Below are 24,031 nucleotides of genomic sequence, written 5' to 3' on the forward strand. Positions count from 1 at the left end.
AATTGCATCCATATCGTTGCCACAGTTGAACGCCAACCCATTTCTGCAATAGCGGCAATACGCCCTGTTTTAAGGGCTAACCTGACTTGGCCGGTCGATGTATCGATGGTCCGCCCGCCCGGATTGTGGAAATCTGCCAACCGTTCGAATCAAATTGCCTGCGCTCCGCCTGACGAGATTTACCGATGGACATGGCCCTGAAGGAAATCATTGAGTTTCTGCAATCGACTGCGCGATCGGTCGGCGCAGAGGTCACCTCGCCATGGTTCTATCTGCAGTTCGGGCTGATGCTGACCGCCGCCGGCATCGCCTATGCGGCGGATGCGGCGATCCGCGCGCGGGTCGACATGACGTCGCTGGCGATGCGCTGGCCGTTGCCGCTCCGGCATTTCGTCCGCGTGCTGGTCGGCAGCGCGTCGACCGCGGTGTTCGCGGTCCTGGTGATCGCGGAGCGCGTCACGATGTACCACCTGACGTGGCCAAGCCGCAGCTATCTTCTGATGGTCGCCGCCAAGCTGGCGCTGGCGTGGCTCGTGATCCGGCTCGTGACTTCGGTGATCCGCAACGCCTTCATCGTCAAGCTGGTGTCGATAACGGCATGGTTTGTCGCGGCGCTGAGTATCCTTGGGCAACTCGACCCGGCAGCGGAAACGCTGGACTCGTTTGCGATCGAGATCGGCGGCTTGCGGCTGACGCCGCTGCTGCTGATCAAGGCTGGCGCACTGCTGATCGCTGCGCTTTGGCTGACCAACATCGCCAGCAACTTCATCGAAAGCAGGATTACCCGCGCCAGCGACCTGACGCCGTCGGTCCAGGTGCTGCTGGTCAAGATTATCCGCATCGGACTGATGGTGGTGGCGATCGCGATCGCGCTCGGTACCGTCGGCATCAACCTTTCGGCGCTAGCGGTTTTTACCGGCGCGGCCGGCGTCGGTATCGGCCTCGGCCTGCAGAAGATCGTCGCCAATTTCATCTCGGGCATCATCCTGCTGGCGGACAAATCCGTGAAACCCGGCGACCTCGTCACCATCGGCGACAGTTCGGGCCGGATCAGCGCGATGAAGACGCGCTACATCTCGGTCGCCGCCGGCGACGGCCGCGAGTTCCTGATCCCGAACGAGGATCTGGTGACGCAGAAGGTCGTGAACTGGACCTACACCGACAAGAATACGCTGGTGAAGGTGCTGTTCAGCACCAACTACGACGCTGATCCCCGCCTCGTCTGCAAGCTGGCGATCGAGGTTGCGGCGGCCGCCCCGCGCGCCATCAAGAACAAGCCGCCGAACTGCATCATCACCGAGTTCGCCGAAGCCGGCATGAAATTTTCGCTGACCTTCTGGATCGCCGACCCCGACGGCATGGACAACGTCAAGAGCGAGGTGATGCTGGCGCTGTGGGACGCGTTCAAGCGCGAGGGCATCCGCGTTCCCTATCCGGTCCGCGAAATCCGCGTCCGCGGCGGCGCGCTGCCGGTCGAGCAGGTGGTGGAGGTTTCCGGCTAGATGCAAGCTTTTTAAGGCGGCTCGGAGTCCCAACCTTGGCTTGCACTGAGCGGTCGGATCATTAAATTAGACGTTCAAATCAGCCTCTTTTTTCCGTTCCCGAAGCATGACCCGCCCATGAGCTATATCGAAGCAACAGATACCTCCTTGCGAAAAACCGGCCAGATCAAGCTGCATGGCGCGAGCGGCTTTGCCGGCATGCGCAAGGCCGGCGCGCTGGTGGCCAAATGCCTCGACGAGCTCACCGACATCGTCAAGGCGGGCGTCCCGACTTCCCGGATCGACGAATTCGTCCGCGACTTCGCCTTCAGCCACGGCGCCTACCCGGCGACGCTGATGTATCGCGGCTACCGCTACTCGACCTGCACCTCGATCAATCATGTTGTCTGCCACGGCATGCCCGGCGACCGCGCGATGAAAGAGGGCGACATCGTCAATATCGACGTCACCTTCATCGTCGACGGCTGGTATGGCGATTCCAGCCGCATGTATGTGATCGGCCCGATCGCCCGCAAGGCGGAGCGGCTGATCGAGGTCACCTATGAAGCGATGATGCGCGGCATTGCCGCGGTGAAGCCCGGCGCCACCACCGGCGATATCGGCCACGCCATCCAGAGCTTCGTCGAGCCGCAAGGCATGAGCGTGGTGCGCGATTTCTGCGGCCATGGGCTGGGGCGCATGTTCCACGACGAGCCCAACATCATCCATATCGGCCGGCCCGGCGAAGGCGTTATGCTCAAGCCCGGCATGTTCTTCACCATCGAGCCGATGATCAATCTCGGCAAGCCGCATGTAAAAATCCTGTCCGATGGCTGGACCGCGGTGACGCGCGACCGCTCGCTGTCGGCACAGTTCGAGCATTCGGTCGGCGTGACCGCGACCGGCGTCGAGATTTTCACGCTGTCGGAGCGCCACGGCGAGAAGCCGTACGCCGCCATCTGAGGTAGCGCATTCAGCCTGACCTGCTCGCGCCCCTGGGAGCGCGCTTGTGCCGATGGCGTTCAGCAGGGGACAGGCGATGACGACCCGCGAACGAGACCTTCGAGCGGGATTGGCCGCCACCTGCCTGGTCGCATCGGCCGCTTTTTTCGCAAGCCCCTTTTTCGCAAGTCATGGCACCGCCGCCGAGGACGCCCTGTTCGTGAGCAAGCGGATCACGCCGCAGGGCGAGTACACGTCCGGCATCGAAGGTCCCGCGGTCGACGCGTCCGGCAACCTCTACGTCGTCAATTTTCGACAGCGCGGCAACATCGGCAAGGTCGCGCCAGGCGCCTCGCAATCCCAGCTCTTCACATCGCTTCCCGGTGATAGCATCGGCAACGGGATCCGCTTCGACAGGCAGGGGCGGATGTACATTGCCGATTTCAAGAAACACAATGTGTGGGTCATCGCATCAGGCGAAACCACACCACGAATTTACTTTCATTCCGATCGATTCAATCAGCCGAACGACCTCGCGGTCGCGGCGGACGGCACGCTCTATGCCAGCGACCCGCGATTTGCACCACCCTCGGGCGGCCAGATTTGGCGCATTGTCCGTGGGCCGGATGGCAAGGGGCAAGGTGAAGTGATGTCCTCTACCAGGCGTCTTGGCGTAACCAACGGCATCGATTTGAGCCCGGATGGCGCTACCCTTTACGTGAGCGAGTCGAATTCGCGGCAGGTATGGGCCTATCGTCTCGACGGCAGCAAATTGCTCGACCCGCGGCTGATCAGGGGTTTTGCGGATTTCGAGGTCGACGGCCTGCGCACCGACGTCGACGGCCGGATCTATCTCGCCCGGCTTTCCGCCGGCACGATCGCCATTATCGGCGCCGATGGATCGCTCGAACGCGAGGTGCCGCTGCGCGGCAAGGAGCCGACCAACCTCACCTTTGGCGGTCCCGACGGCAAAACCGTCTTCGTGACCCAGAAGGACGGCGGCTTCATCGAAGCGTTTCGCGTCGGCCGCCCTGGCCGCGAGCCCTGTTTGCAAATGCCTCGCATTTGCTGAGACGGCGGAAAAACCAGCGGGCGTTGCAGCAACCTCTGCCTGTAATTGAAGCGGCTTCACACAGGAATAGCTCGCCTTGTCCGGGGTAGTAATGCGCGAGCCTTCCAAAAGAGAAGGCTTGCGGGCTAGGGATCAATTAAAGGGAGCAAGGGCAATGTTCGAGATTTCACGTCGCGATCTGGTCCTCGGAAGCACGGGGGCGGCGCTGGTTTTCGGCCTCAAGGGACCGGTTTCGTTCATCGGCGCGGCGCATGCGCAGCGTGCTGCGGACAGCCTCAAATACAAGGTCGGGGACATCGAGGTCTTCAGCCTGCATGATGGAACCATCGAGCGCACGGTCGCCGAGGGCATGGTCAAGAACGCCTCGCTCGACGACGTCAAGAAGGCGCTTACCGCTGCAGGCATCGGTCCCGACAAGATCGACAATCCCTTCACCGTCACCGCGATCCGAACCGGCGGCAAGGTCATCCTGTTCGACACCGGCTTTGGCGGCAACGGCCCGGCGACTGTCGGCAAGCTCGCCGACAACATGAAGGCGGCTGGCCTCGATCCCACGACGGTCTCGGCGGTCGTGATCTCGCATTTCCATCCCGATCACATCTCGGGCCTGTGGGTGAAGGAGACCAGCGCACAGGTGTTCCCGAACGCGGAAATCATGATGCCTGAGGTGGAATTCAAGTTCGCGACTGATCCGGCGCTGGTGGAGAAGGTGCCGGAGGCCAATCGTCCCTTCATCAAGCGGATTCAGGCGACCTTCCCGACCTGGAAGAACGTCAAGCAATACAACGATGGCGCCGACCTCGCGCCTGGCGTCAAGGCCATCGCCACGCCGGGCCATACCGTCGGACACATGTCCTTCCTGGTGGCGTCGGGCGGACAGCAGCTCTTCATCCAGAGCGACGTTACCGGCATCCATCAGCTGTTCGTGAGAAATCCGGGCTGGTTCTCGGCATTCGACGCCGACGGGCCGAAGGCGGAAGCGACGCGCCGCGCGTTCTTCGATCGCGTCATCGCCGAAAAGGGCATGATCGCCGGCTATCATTTCGGCTTCCCGAATGTCGGCACACTGACCAAGGACGGCAACGGCTATGCCTTCGCCGCCGTGAAGGCCTGATAGCGTATCGATCTGAAACGGTTGAAGGCGCCGCGCTTACCGCGTGGCGCCTTTTCGTCAACTGCCCCGCAATTCCGAGTTGCAAAAGCTGGCCGGCACGGCATGTTTACGATCGATGCCAACCGACACCAGCAATCCCCCGGATCAACCAGCCGACAAGCCGCACTATCACGGCCACCGCGAACGCTTGCGCGAGCGCTTCTATGCGGCCGGGCCGGAGGCGCTGAGCGACTACGAACTGCTGGAGATGGCGCTTTTCCCGGCCCTGCCCCGGCGCGATACCAAACCATTGGCGAAAGCGCTGTTGAAAAAATTCGGTTCGTTCGCCGAAGTGATTCACGCGCCGGTCGCACGCCTGCGCGAGGTCGACGGCATCGGCGAGGCCTCGATCAACCAGATCAAATTGCTCGCAGCCGCCGCGAGCCGGGTGGCGAAGGGCGAGATCAAGCGCAAGATTGCACTGTCGTCCTGGAACGACGTGATCGACTATTGCCGCAGCGGCATGGCATTCGCCGACAAGGAGCAGTTTCGCCTGCTGTTCCTCGACAAGCGTAACCAGTTGATCGCCGACGAAATCCAGCAGACCGGCACCGTCGATCACACGCCGGTCTATCCGCGCGAGGTCATCAAGCGCGCGCTCGAACTATCGGCGACCGCGCTGATCCTGGTGCATAACCACCCATCCGGCGATCCGACGCCGTCGCAAGCCGACATCCAAATGACCAAAGCGATTGTCCAGATCGCCACGCCGCTCGGCATCTCCGTGCACGACCACATCATCGTCGGCAAGAACGGGCATGCGAGTTTGAAGGGGATGAAGCTGATTTAATCAGCTTTCAGGCGCAAAGCGGACGTGCACCGGACGCGCAGGAACGGCGCCCTTTAGCCCCAAGCCTGCTCGCCATCAACCATAGACGTTGGGGATTAGCTACCTTGCCGGCCGCTGCAGAGAGCCCACGATCTCGCGCGCGGCGTCCTGCAGATCGGCAAGGTGCCGGGCGGCGAAGTCCTCTACCGTGAACGCCGTCCTGATCCAGCGAAAATTGATCGAGCCATGAACACGCCTGCCATCGAACAGCGCCACGGCAATTGCGGCTGCCCCATCATCAGCCGGGGTTTCTCCGTATCGACCCGCCACGTAGCTTGCGTCACGTGTGGCGTAACCCCGGCGCCGCACCTCACTGAGAATTCGCTCGAGCTTCCTCGGGTCGCGCGCGAACCAATCCTCCGGGTTGTTGGATTTCCGGAGTGTGCGCAAAGTCGCCTCCCGTTCCTTCTCCGGGCACCACGCGAGATAAGCGCGCCCGACGCCCGTCATCAGCCACCCCACCCGGCCACCAACCCGGCTGTGCAGCCCTGGGAGCACGAACGGACTGTGCGGCACAGTCGTCTCGCGTCTTTCCATGCAGTTGCCGGCGGGCACGAACAGATCGGACGGCCACTTAACCTTCTTACACAGCTGCGCCAGAACGGGTGCTGCTGCCTCGGCAACGCGGTCGTACCGGTCCCGCTTTCGCACCACATCCGTGAAAACGCTTAGCCGATAGCGGCCGTCGGCCAGACGCCGCGCGACCATGCCCGCCCGCTCCAGCGTGTTCAAAATGCGCAGCAGACTGGGCTTGGATATCGCCGTTGCAGCGTGGATCTCGTGCAGGGACGAAATTGGCTCGGAATGGAGAAACCGCAGGACTTGCAGTCCTCGCTCCAGTCCTCTGATTGTTTCGACCCTCGGCATTGCCGATGCCTCTCGCCCGTCGAGCTCGGCCATTCTTTCCGTTCCGCTTCGCGGAGTCCAGCGTTCCGGAGTCCGGAATTCAGCGTTCCGCTTAGCGGAATCGCCTCCGATTTCTGTGGTTTCCTGCACAACAGAGCCCGATCCTTCACGAGCGGGACATCCGAGGCGGCACGATGCTGTGCATCTACGAGGAGGGTGAGAATGGCAGCGCAAGCATTTCGTGGAATCTATTGGTGGGGGCACCTCCTGCTGGCAGTGAGCCTAGGAGCAATGGCCCAACCAGCGGTCGCGCAATCCTACCCGTCCGGCATGATCCGCATCGTCGTCGGAGGCGGCGCGGGCGCGCCGCCGGATATCATCACGCGCATCGTCGCGAACGAGCTTGGGCGGAGCGAGGGCTGGCGGATTGTCGTCGAGAACAAGCCTGGGGCCATAGGGACGCTTGCAGCCGGCGAGGTCCTCAAGCAGCCCGCGGATGGATATACGATCCTGGCCCTCGCCCTGGGCGCCTCGGCATCTCCCGCACTGCTGTCGAACATAACCTTTCGGCACGACACCGATTTCGCGCCGGTAATCAAGGTCATGACCGCGCATCACGTTCTGGTTGCCAATCCGGCGGTACCCGCGAAGTCGATGGCGGAGCTTGTCGCCTTGCTGAAGAGCCAGCCCGACAAATTCACATTCTCATCGGGCGGGTTCGGCACACCGGCCCATCTCGCAGGCGAACAGTTCAGACTTCAGACGGGAGTACGTGCGAGCCACGTCCACTATCGGGCCCTGCCGCAGGCGATCGGGGATCTCATCAATGGCACCAACCACTATCAGTTCATCACGCCTCTGCCTGTTCTCGACCTGATTGCCTCCGGCCAGCTCCGGGCGCTCGCCGTCACGGCGCCAACACGCATGGCAGCCCTGAAGGACGTTCCCACCGTCGTCGAGGAGGGATTCCCGGAGCTCGTTATCGCGGACTGGCTTGGCTTCGTGGTGAAGAGCGGCACCCCGGACGCCATCATCGGCAAGCTGAACGAGGCAATCAACAAGGCGTTGGCGACGGCGAGCGTGCGCGAGGCGTTCGCGAAGATCGCGGCGGAGCCCGCCGGCGGCACACCTGGCGAGTTCGGCGCGCATATCAAGTCGCAGATGGCGCACTGGGGCAAGGTCGTGAAGGACGCGGGGATCAAGCCCGAGTGACTGTCGAACAGGTGGCGAGAGCCAACCCATGCTCGAATGCAAAACCGCGGAAGCACGCGGTTTTGCGAACGGCGTTTTCCTGCACAATCATCCAAGCGGGCGATCCGACGCCGTCGTCGGCCGACATCCAGATGACCAAGGCGATCGCCCAGATCGCCACCCCGCTCGGTATCTCCGTGCACGACCACACGTCGTCGGCAAGAACGGACATGCGGGTCTCAAGGGAATGCGGCTGATCTAGTCTACTGTTACGGCTCAACAATCGCCTACCCGACGACGCGATCGGCATCGCCGCGGCAAGGTCTCGCGAATGAAATAGCGACCGAAAATACCAAAATTGGGTGTTCGCAACGCGCAGTTGCGCTAGTATCCAGGTGTCGAGCACCCCGCGCCCTGTCGCGTCGAGGGACCGACAAACTGACGTCGGATAGGTTTTCGTTTTCGGAGGACCGTCATGACCAGCACTTCAGACACCGTGAGAACAGCCGGCTCGGATACAGCGCCGTTGCGCGCCAAATGGGGCTGGATCGTCGCGCTCGGCGTCGTCTATCTGCTCGCCGGGTTTATCGCGCTTGGCAGCGTCGCGATGGCCACCGTCGTCAGCGTCTTTGTTGTCGGCGTAATGATGATCATCGCCGGCGTCGCCGAGGTGATTAGCGCCTTCCAGATCAAGAGCTGGGGCAAATTCCTGCTCTGGGTCCTGCTCGGCGTGCTCTATATCATAGGCGGTTTCGTCACGTTCCAGAATCCGCTGCTCGCGGCGGTGCTCCTGACCCTCATTCTCGGCGCATCGCTGGTGGTCTCGGGCATCATGCGAATCGTGCTGGCCTTCAGCATGAAACGCGAAACGCCGTGGATCTGGGTGGCGCTATCAGGTGTGATCACGCTTCTGCTCGGCCTGCTGATCCTGGCGCGCTGGCCGGTGTCGAGCCTCTATATCCTCGGCCTGTTCCTCGCCATCGATCTCATCATGGCCGGCGCCGGCTGGATCGGGCTCGGCTTCGGCTTGCGCCGCGCTCGTTGAGGTGTGGTTGGCGGACTGCGCGCGGCGCAGTCTCCTAAGCGACGAAAAGGAGGCGCCCATGCGCTGGATCTACCTCGCCGTCATCATTCTGTTCGTCGCCGCGACCGTCATCTTCGCGCTGCAGAACTTCGAGATCGTCACCATGTCGTTCCTCGGCTTGAATGCCCGCGTGCCGCTCGCGCTGCTCGCCGCCGTCGCCTACCTGCTCGGGGCGGCGACGGGCGGCAGCCTGTTCGCGCTGCTGCGTCGATCCTACGAAGAGTCGAGAGGAGGTTTCGGAGCGTCCTGATTGAGTGTCGTTTCATCTCCGACCAGCGAGGATGACGATGGATGAAACAGCGCGCGAACCTGTCCTCGTGGACCTAGCTTTGCAGGGCGGCGGCTCCCACGGCGCGTTCACCTGGGGCGTGCTCGATCGGCTGATCGAGGAGCCATGGCTACGGATCGAGGCGATCTCCGGCACGTCGGCGGGCGCGATGAATGCAGCCCTGGTGGCCGACGGGTGGACGCAAGGCGGGGCCGAAGGCGCGCGGGCGGCGCTCGCGGCCTATTGGCGGCGCGTGTCGCAGGCTGCGGCGTTCAGCCCGCTGCAGCGCTCGCCGCTCGACCGGCTGATGGGCCGCTGGACGCTCGACACCTCGCCCGCCTACGTCGCCATGGACCTGATGGCCCGCGTGGTTTCGCCCTATGATCTCAATCCGCTCGGCCTCAACCCGTTGCGCGCCATCCTCGCCGAGAGCATCGATTTCGATCGGCTCGCCCGCGCGCCGATCAGGCTGTTCGTCACCGCGACCAGCGTGCGCACCGGCCGCGGCCGCATTTTCCGCAACAAGGAGATCACGGCCGATGTCCTGCTGGCCTCGGCCTGCCTGCCGACCATGTTCCACGCGATCGAGATCGACGGCGAACCTTTTTGGGATGGCGGCTATGCCGGCAATCCGACGCTGACGCCGCTGGTGCGCGAAAGCAACGCGCACGACACCATTCTGGTGCAGATCAATCCGCGCGAACGGCCGGAACCGCCCCGCACCGCAAACGAAATCCTCAACCGGCTCAACGAAATCTCCTTCAACTCGCCGCTGATGAAGGAATTGCGGATGATGGCGCTCTTACGCCAGGTGGCGGACCCCGGACACGGCGAGGGCGCGCGCTGGGCCGGAATGCGCACGCACCGGATCATGACAGATACGCTCGCGGAGTTCGGCGCGTCGTCAAAACTCAACGCGGAGTGGGCGTTCGTCTCAATGCTTAAAGAAGAGGGCCGCAGGAGCGCCGACGCATTCCTCAAGGCGCACGCTGACGACCTCGGCCAGCGCTCCACCGCCGATCTCGATGCACTGCTGGCGGAGTGCTAGGGGCGATGACTCTGTTGGGACTTCTCGGCATCCTGATCGGGCTCGGGCTGCTGATCCTGTTCGCCTATCGGGGCTGGAGCGTGCTGCTGCTCGCGCCGGTTGCCGCGATGGTTGCCGCGCTGTTTTCGCGCGAGCCGCTGCTGGCCCACTGGACCCAGACCTTCATGGTCAGCGCGGCAGGCTTTCTGGCCCAGTTCTTTCCGCTGTTTTTGCTCGGCGCCCTGTTCGGCAAACTGATGGAAGACAGCGGCTCGGTCGCCGCGATCGCGGCCTTCATGACCGAGCGGCTGGGCACACGGCGGGCAGTGCTCGCGGTGGTGCTGGCCGGAGCGCTCGTCACATATGGCGGCGTCAGTCTGTTTGTTGCCTTCTTCGTGCTCGCACCGATGGCGCATGAGCTGTTTCGTAACGCCGGCATCCCGCGGCGGCTGATGCCGGCGGCGATCGTCCTCGGCACCTCGACCTTCACCATGTCGGCGCTACCAGGCACGCCGTCGATCCAGAACGCGATCCCGATGCCGTTCTTCGGCACCACGCCGTTCGCCGCGCCCGGCCTTGGCATTATGGCATCGTTGATCATGCTCGGCTTCGGCCTGTGGTGGCTCAACCGCGAGGAAGCCAACGCAAGAAAGAACGGCGAAGGCTTCGGCGACGGCGTGCCAATGCCTTCCGCAAGCCTTGCCTCCGACGAAACGCTGCGCGAACGCGCCACCACCGCGCGCGAGTTCGATCCGGCGGAGATCGTACACGGTGCGGTGACCGACGCGCCGCCGTCGGTTGTGCTCGCAGGGCTCCCGCTCATTGTGGTGATTATCGTCAATCTCGCGATGTCGTTGTTCATCCTGCCGGCTCTCGACACCCGCTTCCTCGCCGAGGCGCGCTGGGGCGGAACGTCGCTCGCAGCCGTCGGCGGCGTATGGGCTGTCATCACAGCCCTCGCCTGTGCGATCGTGGCGGTCCTCGCCGTCAGCCATCGGCGATTGCCGGCCCTGCGTGCCACCATGGACGCCGGCGTCAACGCCGCCGTACTGCCGGCTGTGAGCGTTGCGAGCCTGGTCGGCTTCGGCGCCGTGGTGGCCGCGATGCCCGCCTTCGATGTCGTGCGCGACACCGTGCTCGGCATCGGCGGCGGACCGCTGGTCTCGCTCGCGGTGGCGACCAACGTGCTCGCCGCGCTTACGGGCTCAGCATCAGGCGGGCTGACCATTGCACTCGACGCACTCGGAGGAACGTACATGACGCGTGCGGCGGAGATCGGTCTCGATCCCGCGCTGCTGCATCGCGTGGCGGTGATCAGTGCCGGTACGCTCGACAGCCTGCCTCATAACGGCGCGGTCGTCACGCTGCTAGCCGTCTGCGGATCGACGCACCGGGACAGCTATCGCGATATCGTCATGGCCGGCATCGTCGGCCCACTCGTCGCCCTCGCCGCCGTCATCGCGCTCGGCTCGGTGGCGGGATCGTTCTGAGCCATAGGCGACTGGCGTCATTTACGGGGAATGCGGGGTCATGCGCCAAGCCATGCCGTGAGCCTTGATCTTTGCCTGACCAAACCGTCCTGATTGAAGTGGTGAATACAGAAGTGCGCCCATGAATCTTCGTACGCCATTTCCATGTCACCTGTGATCGAGGTGGTACCTAGCCCGATTTCTGCGTAGGTAAACTCGAAACTGCCACTGGGACGCGCCAGCGCAACGTGGAATGGTTGACCGGTAAACTCATCGATCATCGGCCTGCCGTTGCTCTGCATGACGCCGGGTATCTCTACTCTTGCGGTTCTGAGTTCCAGGTCCGCATCGAGATGAATCGGCAGGAACAACGTCTCGCAAACTTCCGAGCATGTGGACGCGAATACGGCGAAGAAATTGCTCAATGGTTTGCAGGCCTCGCCTGAGAGGATCGTTTCAAGCGCGATCCGTTGAGCTTCATCGGCACGCTCGTCGATAACCATCTGGCGCCGGCCGCTTCCGTCCTTGATTTCGCCGGGCCACTTGTACAGCGCCGCCCAATTCAAGCCTGAGAGTGGCGTATCGTTGAAGTGGCCTTCAACGATGGTGCCGACGAAGGCCGACTGACAGTAGCCGTGGGTACTCGGCAAATTGAACTGGCAACCGCAGTTCATGGCGCAATTGCAGTTATCATAAGTCTCGCTCTTGAAGAGCCATTGATCAGCCATCTGCACCTCCATGATGCTCCACTCCCTCGGCGGAGCGTTATTCTGGATAATGCGGAAGAAGTTGTCCGGGTCGCCTCCACGCTGCGAGCCGCGTAGTTTGACGCCACAATTTTCGCCAGCAGACGAGTGTCGGTCGAGCCACTGGGTTAGAACCGCGGGCTTGTATGGTAACGTTCACACCCCGTTCGCCGCAGAAGTTTAGCGGAATTGACCTGCGACTGAAATTGGGATGCTTGGATTTCCGGATGTGTCCCCCCACCCGAAGGAACTCGAAGCGGCCCCGGGGCGTTCGCAGTTAGGGGTAGACTGAACTTGCCTCGCGCGGTCCCCCACCGCCATTTGTGACCCCAACCGGACATCGCGCCCTGAAGACGGGAACTGTGGTATCGTCCGTGAAACGCGATGGAGGAGGACCAACGTCGTGAAGCGGGACCTCGACCTCATCGTCTATGGTGCAACAGGTTACACTGGCCGTCTGATCGCCGAATATCTGGCGACGTCCTATCGCGGCGATGATGCTCCGTCCTGGGCGATTGCTGGACGCTCGATCGACAAGCTTCAGAAGGTGCGTGCCGACATCGGCGCACCGGACGATGTGCCCTTGGTGAAGGCGGACGCCGCCGAGCCGGCCAGCCTGCGGTCGATGTGCGAGCGTGCGGCCGTGATCATCACCACGGTCGGGCCTTATCAGCTCCACGGTCCCGACCTTGTGGCGGCCTGCGCGGCCACGGGCACCGGCTATGTCGATCTGTGCGGCGAGCCGGTCTGGATGCGGCGCATGATCGACGCCCAGCACGACGAAGCGAAACGGACCGGCGCGCGCATCGTGTTTTCTTGCGGCTTCGATTCCCTCCCGTTCGATCTTGGCGTGCTCACGTTGCAGGAGAAGGCGCGCGAGAAATTCGGACGCCCGGCGCGGCGGGTCAAGGCTCGCCTGCGCAAGATAAAAGGCGGTATGTCCGGCGGCACCGTGGCGAGCGCCCAGGCGACGTTGGCCGCCGCTGCGCGCGACCCGGCCCTGATCCGGCTGCTGGCCGATCCCTTCGCGTTGACGCCGGGGTTCACCGGGCCGTCTCAGCCGTCGGGCCTTATCCCCGAGTACGACCCGAGCATGAACATGTGGCTCGTTCCGTTCCCAATGGCGCCGATCAACACCAAGAACGTCCACCGCACGAACTTTCTGTTGGATCATCTCTACGGAAAGGATTTCGTTTACGACGAGATGATGGTCGCGCCGGGATTTGGGGAAATCGCTGGCGTGGCGACCGAGACGCTCACCACGATGGTTTCCTTGTTCAGGACCGGCGGTCTCAAACCCGGCGGAGGCCCGACGCGGGAGGAGCGCGAAAAGGGCTTCTACGAGATCCTCTTTTTGGGCGAACTGCCGGATGGCGGACGGGTCGAGGCGGTGGTCACGGGCGACCGCGATCCGGGCTACGGCTCGACCAGCAGAATGATCACGGAAAGCGCTCTCTGCCTCGTGCGCGACGTACAGGGCGAGGGCGGCGCCTGGACGCCGGGCGCGCTGATGGGTCCGGCGTTGCGCAAGCGTCTGACGGAACGCGCCGGCCTCACCTTCACCGCGCATTGAGGTAACGCTCGGAACTGCAGCGGCGTGCTGGATTACGTGGCTATCTCGGAAATCACAGACAAAAAAGCAGGGAGGATGCCATGAGCGGTGCAAGGCTAAAACATTACGGCTGGGGCCGCGAAGACGAAGGCATGACTTCCGAGGAGCAGGCTTTTGTGCTTGGCCGCTACCATGCGAAGTTCGCGCGCGATACGTTCGAGACAAAAGCCGTGCCGCGTCTTGAGGACCTGGCACTGCGGGCGCAGCGCGTAGCGCCGCCGGCCTCACTTACCGCTTTCTGCACGAGCGAACGCTACGACCGGGTAGCGCACACCTACGGCAAATCCTATCCAGACTACGTGCGAGCCATGCTTGGCGACTACGATAGCGCGCCCGACGTAGTCGCATATCCGCGCAACGAAGCAGAGATTTCCGCTGTGATGGACTGGGCCGGTGGCGTCAGCGCCTCGCTGACGCCGTTCGGGGGCGGGTCGAGCGTCTGCGGCGGCGTCGAGCCGCGAGTCGATGGGCTTCGCTATAAGGCGGCCGTCACACTTGACCTACGCAATCTCGGTAGGGTTGTCGAGGTAGATCAGATATCGCGCGCCGCACTGATCGAAGGCGGTGCGTATGGTCCATCGTTGGAGAACCAGCTTAAGCCGCACGGCGTCACGTTGCGGCATTTTCCGCAGAGTTTCGAATATTCAACCCTTGGCGGCTGGATCGCGACACGTTCGGGCGGCCATTTCGCCAGTCTCTACACGCACATAGACGATTTCGTCGAAAGCCTGCGCGTCGTGACGCCGCGCGGCATACTGGAAACGCGTCGATTGCCGGGATCGGGCGCTGGACCGAGCCCCGACCGCATGTTCATAGGCTCGGAAGGCACGCTCGGCGTGATCTCGCGCGCCTGGATGCGATTGCAGCCACGTCCGAAATTCCGTGCCGGCGCATCGGTTCGTTTCCATTCATTCTTCGGTGCGGCACGCGCATTGCGTGCCATCGCACAGGCCGGCCTCTATCCATCGAACTGCCGCATCCTTGACGCGCAAGAGGCGTTCAACACCGGTGCGGCCGACGGCAGTGTCGCGATCATGGTGCTCGGCTTTGAATCCGGCGACCATTCGCCGGATTCCTGGATGACACGTGCGCTCGAATGTTGCGCCGACCATGGCGGGACGCCGGAGGCCGCAAAAGCCGGCGATGCACATCTCGAAGGCGCAGCAGGAATCTGGCGGAACGCATTTATTCGCATGCCATACGCGCGCGAGTTTTTGACACCGGCCGGTCTCATCAACGACACGTTTGAGACTGCTATCACTTGGGATCGGTTCGAAAGTTTCCACGACAAAGTGAAGGCGGCGACGGAGCGTGCGATCCTCGAAGCGACTGGCCTGAAAGGCGAGGTCACCTGCCGCTTCACCCATGTCTATCCGGACGGGCCCGCGCCCTATTTTTCTTTCCACGCTCTCGGCCGCCACGGTGCGCTTCTGAAGCAGTGGCAGGCGATCAAGAGTGCGGCCAGCGACGCGCTGATTGAGGCGGGTGGTACGATCACGCATCATCACGCTGTCGGCCGCGATCATCGGCCTTGGTACGATCGCCAGCGCCCGGGTCTTTTCGCGGCCGCGCTTCGGGCAGCAAAAAGAGAACTCGATCCACAAGGCATGCTCAACCCGGGAGTGCTCATCGATCCGTAACGCGGGTCGACGCCCAACGGAGTAAGCGAATAATTGTGCTATTTGCTGCGGTGCACGAGTCCGCTGTTGGACCCATCTAAGACGCGAATGACCCAACTCAGAGGCGTTTGAACGCGGTAAGTTCTGGGGCATAGCGGACAATATCTACTCATGAGACTTTTCTCTCGACGGCTTCTCTCGACGACCCGAGGGCCCTCGCTTTCTTCGATGCGGCATGGAGGCCGCCGCTTCAGGAACGGGACGACAAGACAGCGCAAAAATGGTAAGGTAGCGCCGACCCGACCGATAGCGGGAGGACGAACATGACCACTTTCGTTCTCGTCCACGGCGCCTGGCACGGCGGCTGGTGCTACAAGCGGGTGGCGCGACTGTTGCGCCAGGCCGGGCACGAGGTCTATACGCTTACTTTGACCGGCCTCGGCGAGCGCGCTCACCTGATGCATCGCGGGATCGATCTCGACACGCACGTTAAGGACATCGTCGGTGTCATGTGCTGCGAGGAATTGTCGGACGTGGTGCTGTGCGGCCATTCCTATGGCGGCATGGTCATCACCGGCGTCGCCGAGCAGATCGCGGCGAAGATCCGTTCCCTGGTCTATCTCGACGCCTTCGTGCCCGAGAACGGCAAGTCTTTGTTCGACTATCTGCCGGCCGAGCAATCGGGACAGATGCGTGACGACGCCACGCAGAACGGCGAAGGTTACAAGATCACGCCCATTCCAGCGGCTGCTTTCGCCGTCAATGACCAGGACGCCGCATGGGTCGATGCGATGTGCGTCAAGCAGCCGCTGGCGACATTCGAGCAGAAGCTCGAGGTCAGTGGCCGACAGGTACCGAAGCGCGTGTATATGCTTGCCACCGGCCGGCGGTCATCGCCCTTCCAGCAATTCGGCGCGCGCTTCAAGGCCGATCGAGGCTGGCAGTTCGTCAGCTTCTCCTGCGGGCACGACGTGATGATTGATCAACCTGAGGAACTTGCCGCTGCGCTCATCGCCGCCGCTTAGGGAGGCACGCGCACTCCGGCGAGAATGGATTGTTTTTCCACGCACAATGCTCACGCGGGGCCCGAAGCAGCGTAACTAGGGGCTGGGGCCCTGGCCCCGCGCCATAACATCCACGCATGAATGTCGCGAATCCCAGAAAGGAGCCGACCATGACCCAGCGTATCCCTGTGAACTATTCCGCGGCCGAGTGGAGGCTCGTCACCATCATGGGCACGATGCCGCCGCGTGTCCCCAACAATGACGATGATGATGACGACGAGGACGAAGAAGACAACGATACCGAACCGGACGAAGAGCCGCCGGTCGTCAGAGAACCCGACGAAGACGAATAAGCGCGAGGGCTCGTGCAACGGCGCGCAATGCCGGCGACGGATTCATCAGCGCCCGGTCATACGGTCACGCAGGTTTGAGAGGACTGCGGTTCATCCCGCGACGTCGGCGGTCCATCCTGGATTGAGCACGGTGCGCGACTACATATCTGGTGCAGCGCCTAAACTGCAATTTTGTATTGCAAAGCTGGCGGCGGCGTTCCGTTACTATGCGCCTTTTGCGCGGGAGTTTCCTCGCCGCGATGCTGGAGGATCGGATGTGGGCGACACGCAGAACGTTCGTGCAGGCCTCCTTGGCGGCGACAGTCGCCGCGCCGCTCCTGCCAGTCTTTCTGCACGCCGAGGGGAGCTCTCCCATTCGCCGTCCCATACCCTCGACCCGCGAGGAGATTCCGATCGTCGGGCTGGGGACCTGGATCACCTTCAATGTCGGCGACGATCCGGCGCTCAGAAACGAATGCGCTGGCGTCATGGCCGCCTTCTTCGAGGCGGGCGGCCGCATGATCGACTCCTCCCCGATGTATGGCTCGTCGCAACCGGTGGTCGGCTACGGCCTGCAAAAGCTCCAGCGGCCTGCCGCGCTGTTCTCGGCCGAAAAGGTCTGGACGTCCTCGGCGACGGCAGGTCCGGCCCAGATCGAACAATCGCGTCGCTACTGGGGTGTGCCGAAATTCGACCTTGTTCAGGTGCACAATCTCCTCACCTGGAAGCCGCATCTGCAGACGCTATTCCAGATGAAGGCGGCCGGGACGGTGCGGTACGTCGGCATCACCACATCCGAAGGCCGCCGGCACGATCTCGTCGAACAGATCATGCGGAGCGAGCCGATCGATTTCGTGCAGTTCTCCTACAATGTCGTCGACCGCGAGGCCGAGACGCGGCTGCTGCCGCTGGCGTCGGAGCGCGGCATTGCCGTCATTGTGAACCGCCCATTCCGGCAGGGCGCGCTGACAGACCGGCTCAAGAACAAGCCGCTGCCCGAATGGTCGGCCGACCTCGGCGCCTCAAGCTGGGCGCAGCTCATGCTGAAATTCATCCTTTCTCACCCAGCCGTCACCGTCGCCATTCCAGCGACCACCCGTGTCGATCACGTCCGCGAAAATCTCTCGGCTGCTGCCGGACCGATGCCTGATAGCACCATGCGCGAGCGCATCGCCGCTCAAGTGAAGGCGCTTTGATGTCGGAGTGGTGGACCTATCGGGCGGAAGATTTCCTGCTGTTCTCACCCCGCGTCTACTGGCGCATGTTCGAATCGCACAATGCGGCGCTCTGGCCGCTGCACGTCGTGACGCTCGCCGCCGGCCTCGCCATCGTCCTGTTCATCGCGTGGCGGCCGGGGACCCGGGCGCGCTGGATCGCACTCATCCTGGCGATGCTTTGGATCTTCGTCGGCTGGTCTTTCCTGTGGAACCGCTACGCCACCATCAACTTGGCTGCCGCCTATCTCGCGCCGGCTTTCTTCATCGAGGGTGTGTTGCTCCTCGTCGCATCCCTGCTCAACGCCCTCACCTTCGACTGGCGCCGACCTGCCGGTTGGATCGGATATGTCCTGCTTGGCTTCGCGCTCGCCGGACAGCCGCTGCTTGCGCCGCTGCAGGGACGCGGCTGGGCCTCGTCGGAAGTCTTTGGCATCGCGCCAGATCCGACTGTTATGGCGACGCTCGGCGTTCTGCTTCTCGCTCGCGGCAGGCTTTTGCCGTTGCTGCTGCCGATTCCCCTGCTCTGGTGCCTTCTGAGCGGTCTGACCCTGCAGACGATGGGAGAGCTGCAGGCCTGGTTTCCTGCTGCCGCCCTCGCGCTCGCCATTGCAGCTTGGCTCTGGGCGGTCATCCGTCAGCGCCGATCGCCTTCACCCGCATGACTCCGATGCCCATCCTCAACTAGCTGCGCCGCGAACGCGGTCGATCAAGGCGAGCGGGTCGGCGGGCAATGCGTCGCCGCTCCATGCAATGTGCTGATCCGGCCGCGACAGCACCAGCCTGCGACTATAGGGATCGGCCGCATCGGCCGCGTCGATATCCAGCACCGCCAGCGGCACACGCCGGCGTTCGGCTGCGGCAACCAGCGGTGCCGTGTCGGTTGCTTCGTGAAACCTCAACAGCGTGAATTCAGGACCGAGCGCATCGTATAGCGACTTCTTTTTCCCCAACCAGATGTGCGGCGTCCGGCATCCAGGCACGATCGACGGCGTGTAGTTTGCCATCGTGTAGGGCGGACATGCCGTGCCGTCATAGGCGATGATCGGGGAGCGGTCGTAATAGGTGCCAAAGTTGAGGCCCGCGCAAGCATATTGCTGGACGTTGGTGGCGTAGGTTTCATTGCCGACTTCGGCACGCGCGCGCAGCCCCTCGGACCCCGCATCCTCGATCATGTCGGGCACCGCGCCGCGTCTGCGGATTTCGGCCTCGGCATGCGCCATGGCGAAGCGCGAAACCTGATCCGTGATCGGCAGACGCTCGGCCTCATAGGCGTCGAGAATGGCTGATGGCGCCCAGCCGTTGAGATGGGCGGCCAGCAACCAGGAAAGGTTCGCGGCATCGGCGATGCCGGCGTTCATGCCGTAGCCGGCATAGGGCACCCAGATGTGCGCCGCATCGCCGGCGATGAAGACGCATCGATCGCGGAACTTGTCGGCCAGCAGCCTGCGGCCATACCAGTCCTCTTTCGAAATGATCTCGTAACGGAAATCCGATCCTACTCCTAAAATCGTCCTGATAGCCCAGTCGCGGTCGACGGAATCGAAATCCGTCTCGTCGGGTCGCAAGTAGTTGTGCATCAGCCATCGTTCGCGGCCGTCGATCGCATAGACCATGCCGGCGCGGCGTGGATTGATCGCGCCGGTCCCCCATGCGGACGCATGTCGCTGACGATCGATCAGGTCCGGTGCCCGAATGTAGGTCGACTGCACGCGCTGGATGACCGCGTCACCCTGCAGCTTCGCCCCGATCGCCTTGCGAACGACGGACCGGGCGCCGTCGCACCCGACCACGAAGCGGAATTTCAGGCGATGCGTGGCGTCGCTTTCGAGGTCCCGGAGCGTCGCCGTCGCGCAGTCGTCAGCGATCTCGATGTCCTCAGCGGCAGTCCGGTTGAGGATTTCGATGCGCGGCTGGCTTTCAGCGTGCGCGAACAGGATGGGCTCCAGGAAAATCTGGTTGATGCGATGGGGCGGTTCCGGCGTCGGCCAATTGCCGTCAGGGCCGCTCATGTCCGTAAACCTGTCACGCCGGCACGGAATTGGAATCCGCGTCAGCTCCTGCCCGGTGAAGGTCGTCCGATAGCTGATGTCGTGGGGATAGTCGGGAGGCAAGCCGGCGTCGCGCACCTTTTCGGCCAGGCCAAGCCGCCGGAAGATTTCCATCGTCCGGGCTGCGACGTGGTTGCACTTGGGCTCCGGCGGCTGCGCGCGCGGGCGCGTTTCAACTACCGTGACCTTGATCCCCCGCCACGCCAGATCGATCGCGAGCGTGAGCCCGACCGGTCCGGCGCCGACGATCAGAACGGCGGATTCATCGACGTGCGACATCTGTCTTGCTCCGAGCCTGCTGCCGCGCGCCACCTATTCCAGCGTGGCGCCTGACGCCTTGACGATCGGCGCCCAACGTTCGATCTCGCTTCGCACATAGGCCGCGAAGCTGTCCGGCGTAGAGCCTGTCAGCGGCTCCAGGGCCAGCGCGTTGAGCTTCGCGCGTGTCTCGGGAGCGGCCACCAGCGCGGCGATTTCGCCGGCGAGCCGATCGATGACAGTTCGCGGCACGCCGGCAGGCGCTACGACGCCCTGCCAGGCCACCAGCTCGAAATTTGACAGACCAGTCTCGGCAAGCGTCGGAATGTCGGGCGCCGATCCGACACGGGCGGCGGCCGTGACACCAAGCGCCCTGAGTTTGCCCTCGCGAATCTGGGGCAATGCGGGCTGCAGATCGACCACCATCAGCGGGATATGACCGGCGATCACGTCCAGCATGGCCGGCACGCTGCCCCGATAGGGCACGTGCTTGATATCGAGCGCAGCGGCCGTCTTGAGCATCTCGGCACCCAGATGCTGGGGGCTGCCAATTCCGGCGGAGCCGTAAGACAGTTCACCCGGCTTCGACTTTGCATAGGCAATGAATTCGTTGAGTGAATGGACCGGCAGCGAGGGGTTGACGACGAGCACGAACGGCACCGCGGCCACCAGCGCTATCGGAGTGAAATCGGCGGCCGGATCGTAAGGCAGTTTTCGGTAGAGCGTCTTGTTGATGGCCAGCGTCGTGGAGGTCGCCATCAACAGCGTATAACCGTCCGGCTGGGCTTTCGCGACCTGGCTGGCTCCGAAGATCGTGCCGGCTCCCGGCTTGTTTTCGACAATGACGGTTGCGCCCATGCCGGTCTTGAATTGGTCGGCCACGAGCCGCCCGAGCAGGTCGGTCGTCCCTCCCGCCGGATAGGGCACGACGATGGTGATCGTTCTTGCGGGATAAGCGGGTTCGGCACCGGCGTGCGACGCCGCCAGGCTAACCACGCCTCCGGCGCAACCGGCTATCAGCTTCCGACGTGTCAGCAGCATGTGTGCAGTGCTTTTCTTTGTTGCAACGAAGGCATGTTCGCGAACCCGTCACGAATAGCGCGTGTTTCCGCCCGAGGTCGATTCCGCAGCCACGCCCAGCGCTGTGCAAAGTTGCACAGCCACGACATCAGGCTGTAAAATAGCTCGATGGCCGGCACGGATGATATCAACTGGGATGACTTGCGCTATTTCTTGCGGGCGCTGGAGGCGAAGTCGCTTACCGGCGCTGCACGCAGCCTTGGGGTTGAACACACCACCGTCGGACGCCGCCTGTCCGCGCTGGAGCGTTCGCTTGGCGCACCGCTCGTGCTGCGCGGGCCGCATGGCCTGCAGCTCACTCCCTTGGGCGAGAAGCTCACGCCCCTTGTTCATGATATGGCGCGCGCCGTAGCCGCCGTGGACGGTCTCCTCAACTCGCGGAAGACTGCCATTCGGCTTGCCGTTCCGTCCGGGTTCACGCGGATCTTTGCAGTCGCCCTCGGCCAGCCGAACGCCAGGGGACTGAAGTTTTCTCTGGATATTCTGAGTGGAGCCAATCCACGCGACCTCAAAAATAGCGAGACCGATCTTGCCGTCCGCAGCGGACCGCTTGCAGATCAAGACCTGATCGCAAGCAAATTGTGCGAGGCGGGCTTTTCGCTCTATGCCTCGGATGCGTATCTCGCGCGCCGGCCCGCATCCCGCGATCCACGTGATCTCAGCGGACATGATGTCATCGGCTATCACGCCAGCCTGTCCGCTGTGCCGCCTTCCAGGTGGCTGGAGAAGCACGCCACGAACGCCAGCATCGTGCTACGCAGCCGGCAAATGACCGATATGTTGAGCGCCGCGTTGAGCGGTATAGGTGTGGCCCTCCTCCCCTGCATGCTCGGCGACCAGGAGGCGACGCTCACGCGCCTTACTCCGCGCGTGCTCGCGACGCAAACCTTCCTGCTCGTCTATCGGCGCGAGTTGAAAAGCTCTGAACCGGTGCGCGCCGCAATCGGCTTCGTAAGGAGCGTGATACGCCAAAATGCCGTTCTCATTAGCGGCGCCCGTACATCCCGCTGAACATGGGTGGAGCGTATCCGTCAGAGGACCTGCGAAACATTGTAGGCGATGCCGCCCTCGACCAGATATCCCGATCCGATGCAGACGATGTCGTTCATCCAGGCATATTGCGGTGCGCCGGTCTCGAACAGCGGATTGGTTCGGAAGTAATAGCGCGATGGATCGACCTGATATCGCCTCGCGGGATCAGCCATCTCGGCCCGCAATTCGGGCGGCGTGATCCAGCGGCCGCCGTAAGTCATGTGCACCAGCGCATCGTCATGGGTGCGAAGCGTCAGGCGGACGTCGAGCGACATAGCGCCGTTGGCGCGAAACAGCGCCCAGTCGCCGCCGCCGGGCACCACCTCGCCGCGCAGCCTTGAGCCTTCGAAGGTGCCACCGGCCGCGCCGAACAGGATGCGGCGACCGAGCGGGCCGTCGCCGATGTTCAGTTTCGGGTTGAGATCGACGACAATATCGAACAGCGGCACCGTCCGGATCGCTGCGACGGGCTTGACGCGCGGATCTGCTGTCATTGTCTGGTGTCCTGGTTCGGGGGAGATGTCATTCGGCGGCAAGTTGGCGAACGCCGGCATCGCCAAAAATCTTGCGGCGCACTGCGTCGGTCGAGACGCCGGATTGAGAGCAAAGCTCGGACAGATCGAAGAAGAATTGCTCGCGGACGATCCGGTCGTCCTTGAAGGCAAACCGGATGAAGACCGGAAGCTCGGCGCGCCGGCCGTTCGGCGTCACGCCGAAACGGTCACCGGTCATGGTCATCTGCACGCGGCCCCAGCAGACCAGCGTATCTTGATTGGCCGCGTGGCCCTCCAGGACGACGTCGTAATCCGGGAATGAGGTGAAGAACCGGGTCAGCACCTTTTCGTTTTCAGCCAGGCCGCGGGCGCGGGTGCCGAAGGCCGGCGTTTCCAGCAGCATATCGTCGTGCAGGACCTCTAACGCCGCCGGCACGTCCTGACGGCTTTTGGCTGTCGCCAGTGCCTGCGCCAGTTCGAACATCCGATCGCTGTTCATGATCGATCCTCCCAACATCATCGCGGCAGACTCGCCCAAGTTCATACTGCATGTTTTTTACATACCGTCTGTATGTTATATGTTGGTAGGCTCACAGGCGTCAAGTGGTATGTCGGGGCATGCAGGAAAGTGGACGCGAACGAAGCCGCCGCGAGGAATACACGGAGGCCACGAGACAGGCGCTGCTGGCGGCCGGCCGACAGATTTTTGCGAGCGAGGGCTATCAGGCGGCAGGGATCGAGGCGATTTCGCGCGCCGCGCGGGTGACGCGGGGCGCCTTCTATCACCACTTCGAAGACAAGAAGGCGCTGTTCGACGCCGTGGTCGTCGTCTTGCAGATCGAGGCCGCCGCCAAGATCGAGGCACGCGCGAAGACGCAGCGCAAAGTATGGGACCGCCTGACCGAGGGCATCGAGGCCTATCTCGACGTCTGCCTCGAGCCGGCCTATGCGCGCATTGTGATTCAGGAAGCGCCGGCCGCGCTCGGCAATGCGCGCTACCGGGAGATCGAGGAAGCCCATCCGATGGCTCTGCTCACCGCGACGCTGGCCGCGCTGAAGCGCCAGGGCGAGCTCGACTTCGAGGACATCGAGCTGCTGAGCCGGATGGTCGATGCGATGATCTGCGAGATGGCGCTGTTGCTGCCAGGCGCGGACAATCCGAAAAGGCTCCGCGCCCGCGGGCAAAAGATCATCGGCAACCTGCTCGGCACCTTCCGCACGCCATAG

24 protein-coding genes and 1 pseudogene are annotated in these 24,031 nt (G+C 63.1%); 19 read left to right on the forward strand and 6 right to left on the reverse strand.

All coding sequences use genetic code 11. The features are described 5' to 3' along the window. Positions 1-185: 185 nt before the first annotated feature. From AC0QUY_RS05965 to radC, 5 genes are all read left to right on the forward strand, one after another. Positions 186-1,502: a mechanosensitive ion channel family protein gene (locus tag AC0QUY_RS05965; RefSeq protein WP_161851443.1), complete on the forward strand. Its 1,317-nt coding sequence runs from the start codon at positions 186-188 to the stop codon at positions 1,500-1,502. Positions 1,503-1,619: 117 nt separating this feature from the next. Beyond that, complete coding sequence (map, locus tag AC0QUY_RS05970) at positions 1,620-2,444, forward strand: type I methionyl aminopeptidase (protein ID WP_475386132.1); 825 nt, start codon at positions 1,620-1,622, stop codon at positions 2,442-2,444. 76 nt (positions 2,445-2,520) lie between these two features. Continuing rightward, positions 2,521-3,495, forward strand: coding sequence for an SMP-30/gluconolactonase/LRE family protein (locus tag AC0QUY_RS05975; RefSeq protein ID WP_475386133.1), 975 nt, complete (start codon positions 2,521-2,523; stop codon positions 3,493-3,495). A 154-nt stretch (positions 3,496-3,649) separates the two neighbouring features. Next, a complete protein-coding gene (locus AC0QUY_RS05980; protein ID WP_475386134.1) occupies positions 3,650-4,609 on the forward strand; it encodes an MBL fold metallo-hydrolase in 960 nt (319 codons plus the stop codon). A 115-nt stretch (positions 4,610-4,724) separates the two neighbouring features. Beyond that, positions 4,725-5,438, forward strand: a complete 714-nt coding sequence (gene radC / locus AC0QUY_RS05985) for a RadC family protein (protein WP_475386135.1) — start codon at positions 4,725-4,727, stop codon at positions 5,436-5,438. Between the two features lie 99 nt (positions 5,439-5,537). On the opposite strand, the gene AC0QUY_RS05990 is transcribed toward radC, so the two are convergent. Further along, positions 5,538-6,377, reverse strand: a complete 840-nt coding sequence (locus tag AC0QUY_RS05990) for an IclR family transcriptional regulator domain-containing protein (protein WP_475386136.1) — start codon at positions 6,375-6,377, stop codon at positions 5,538-5,540. Positions 6,378-6,614: 237 nt separating this feature from the next. Here AC0QUY_RS05990 and AC0QUY_RS05995 point away from each other — a divergent pair, with 237 nt between their 5' ends. The 6 genes and pseudogenes from AC0QUY_RS05995 to AC0QUY_RS06020 all read left to right on the forward strand — a co-directional run bounded on the left by AC0QUY_RS05995 (position 6,615) and on the right by AC0QUY_RS06020 (position 11,383). Further along, complete coding sequence (locus AC0QUY_RS05995) at positions 6,615-7,535, forward strand: Bug family tripartite tricarboxylate transporter substrate binding protein (RefSeq protein WP_475386137.1); 921 nt, start codon at positions 6,615-6,617, stop codon at positions 7,533-7,535. 73 nt (positions 7,536-7,608) lie between these two features. Further along, positions 7,609-7,776 (forward strand): annotated as a pseudogene (locus AC0QUY_RS06000) (JAB domain-containing protein); the annotation flags it as partial. Positions 7,777-7,989: 213 nt separating this feature from the next. Beyond that, on the forward strand, positions 7,990-8,559 hold the full coding sequence (locus AC0QUY_RS06005) for an HdeD family acid-resistance protein (RefSeq protein ID WP_475386138.1): 570 nt from the start codon (positions 7,990-7,992) through the stop codon (positions 8,557-8,559). Positions 8,560-8,617: 58 nt separating this feature from the next. Beyond that, positions 8,618-8,848: a LapA family protein gene (locus AC0QUY_RS06010; protein WP_161851390.1), complete on the forward strand. Its 231-nt coding sequence runs from the start codon at positions 8,618-8,620 to the stop codon at positions 8,846-8,848. A 37-nt stretch (positions 8,849-8,885) separates the two neighbouring features. Then, positions 8,886-9,914 carry a patatin-like phospholipase family protein gene (locus AC0QUY_RS06015; protein ID WP_475386139.1) on the forward strand — a complete coding sequence of 343 codons (1,029 nt, stop codon included), beginning with the start codon at positions 8,886-8,888 and terminating at the stop codon, positions 9,912-9,914. A gap of 14 nt (positions 9,915-9,928) precedes the next feature. Beyond that, positions 9,929-11,383: a GntP family permease gene (locus AC0QUY_RS06020; RefSeq protein WP_475386247.1), complete on the forward strand. Its 1,455-nt coding sequence runs from the start codon at positions 9,929-9,931 to the stop codon at positions 11,381-11,383. Between the two features lie 38 nt (positions 11,384-11,421). Here the strand turns inward: AC0QUY_RS06020 and AC0QUY_RS06025 are convergent, their stop codons facing one another. After that, positions 11,422-12,102, reverse strand: coding sequence for a DUF1326 domain-containing protein (locus tag AC0QUY_RS06025; protein WP_475386140.1), 681 nt, complete (start codon positions 12,100-12,102; stop codon positions 11,422-11,424). Positions 12,103-12,511: 409 nt separating this feature from the next. Here AC0QUY_RS06025 and AC0QUY_RS06030 point away from each other — a divergent pair, with 409 nt between their 5' ends. The 6 genes from AC0QUY_RS06030 to AC0QUY_RS06055 all read left to right on the forward strand — a co-directional run bounded on the left by AC0QUY_RS06030 (position 12,512) and on the right by AC0QUY_RS06055 (position 18,554). Next, entirely contained in the window at positions 12,512-13,681 is a 1,170-nt protein-coding gene (locus tag AC0QUY_RS06030) for a saccharopine dehydrogenase family protein (RefSeq protein ID WP_475386141.1), read from the forward strand. An 80-nt stretch (positions 13,682-13,761) separates the two neighbouring features. Then, entirely contained in the window at positions 13,762-15,360 is a 1,599-nt protein-coding gene (locus AC0QUY_RS06035) for an FAD-binding oxidoreductase (RefSeq protein WP_475386142.1), read from the forward strand. Between the two features lie 302 nt (positions 15,361-15,662). Continuing rightward, positions 15,663-16,364 (forward strand): alpha/beta hydrolase, encoded by a 702-nt coding sequence (locus AC0QUY_RS06040; RefSeq protein WP_475386143.1) that lies wholly within the window; start codon positions 15,663-15,665, stop codon positions 16,362-16,364. 149 nt (positions 16,365-16,513) lie between these two features. Beyond that, a complete protein-coding gene (locus AC0QUY_RS06045; RefSeq protein ID WP_475386144.1) occupies positions 16,514-16,696 on the forward strand; it encodes a hypothetical protein in 183 nt (60 codons plus the stop codon). 254 nt (positions 16,697-16,950) lie between these two features. Next, positions 16,951-17,871 (forward strand): aldo/keto reductase, encoded by a 921-nt coding sequence (locus AC0QUY_RS06050; protein WP_475386145.1) that lies wholly within the window; start codon positions 16,951-16,953, stop codon positions 17,869-17,871. 65 nt (positions 17,872-17,936) lie between these two features. Then, positions 17,937-18,554 (forward strand): DUF6064 family protein, encoded by a 618-nt coding sequence (locus tag AC0QUY_RS06055; RefSeq protein WP_475386146.1) that lies wholly within the window; start codon positions 17,937-17,939, stop codon positions 18,552-18,554. A 15-nt stretch (positions 18,555-18,569) separates the two neighbouring features. On the opposite strand, the gene AC0QUY_RS06060 is transcribed toward AC0QUY_RS06055, so the two are convergent. Both AC0QUY_RS06060 and AC0QUY_RS06065 read right to left on the reverse strand, forming a co-directional pair. Further along, on the reverse strand, positions 18,570-20,219 hold the full coding sequence (locus tag AC0QUY_RS06060) for an FAD-dependent oxidoreductase (RefSeq protein WP_475386147.1): 1,650 nt from the start codon (positions 20,217-20,219) through the stop codon (positions 18,570-18,572). Positions 20,220-20,252: 33 nt separating this feature from the next. Continuing rightward, positions 20,253-21,239: a Bug family tripartite tricarboxylate transporter substrate binding protein gene (locus AC0QUY_RS06065; protein ID WP_475386148.1), complete on the reverse strand. Its 987-nt coding sequence runs from the start codon at positions 21,237-21,239 to the stop codon at positions 20,253-20,255. Positions 21,240-21,386: 147 nt separating this feature from the next. Between AC0QUY_RS06065 and AC0QUY_RS06070 the strand changes: the two genes are divergently transcribed. Then, on the forward strand, positions 21,387-22,289 hold the full coding sequence (locus AC0QUY_RS06070; RefSeq protein WP_475386149.1) for a LysR family transcriptional regulator: 903 nt from the start codon (positions 21,387-21,389) through the stop codon (positions 22,287-22,289). 20 nt (positions 22,290-22,309) lie between these two features. Here AC0QUY_RS06070 and AC0QUY_RS06075 read toward each other — a convergent pair whose 3' ends face one another. Together AC0QUY_RS06075 and AC0QUY_RS06080 are read right to left on the reverse strand one after the other, a co-directional pair. Then, a complete protein-coding gene (locus AC0QUY_RS06075) occupies positions 22,310-22,804 on the reverse strand; it encodes a DUF3237 domain-containing protein (RefSeq protein WP_475386150.1) in 495 nt (164 codons plus the stop codon). 28 nt (positions 22,805-22,832) lie between these two features. Further along, positions 22,833-23,303, reverse strand: a complete 471-nt coding sequence (locus tag AC0QUY_RS06080) for an ester cyclase (RefSeq protein WP_475386151.1) — start codon at positions 23,301-23,303, stop codon at positions 22,833-22,835. A 119-nt stretch (positions 23,304-23,422) separates the two neighbouring features. On the opposite strand from AC0QUY_RS06080, the gene AC0QUY_RS06085 reads away from it, so the two are divergent. Next, complete coding sequence (locus AC0QUY_RS06085) at positions 23,423-24,031, forward strand: TetR/AcrR family transcriptional regulator (protein ID WP_475386152.1); 609 nt, start codon at positions 23,423-23,425, stop codon at positions 24,029-24,031.

It is taken from the genome of Bradyrhizobium sp. WYCCWR15520, from assembly GCF_056174665.1.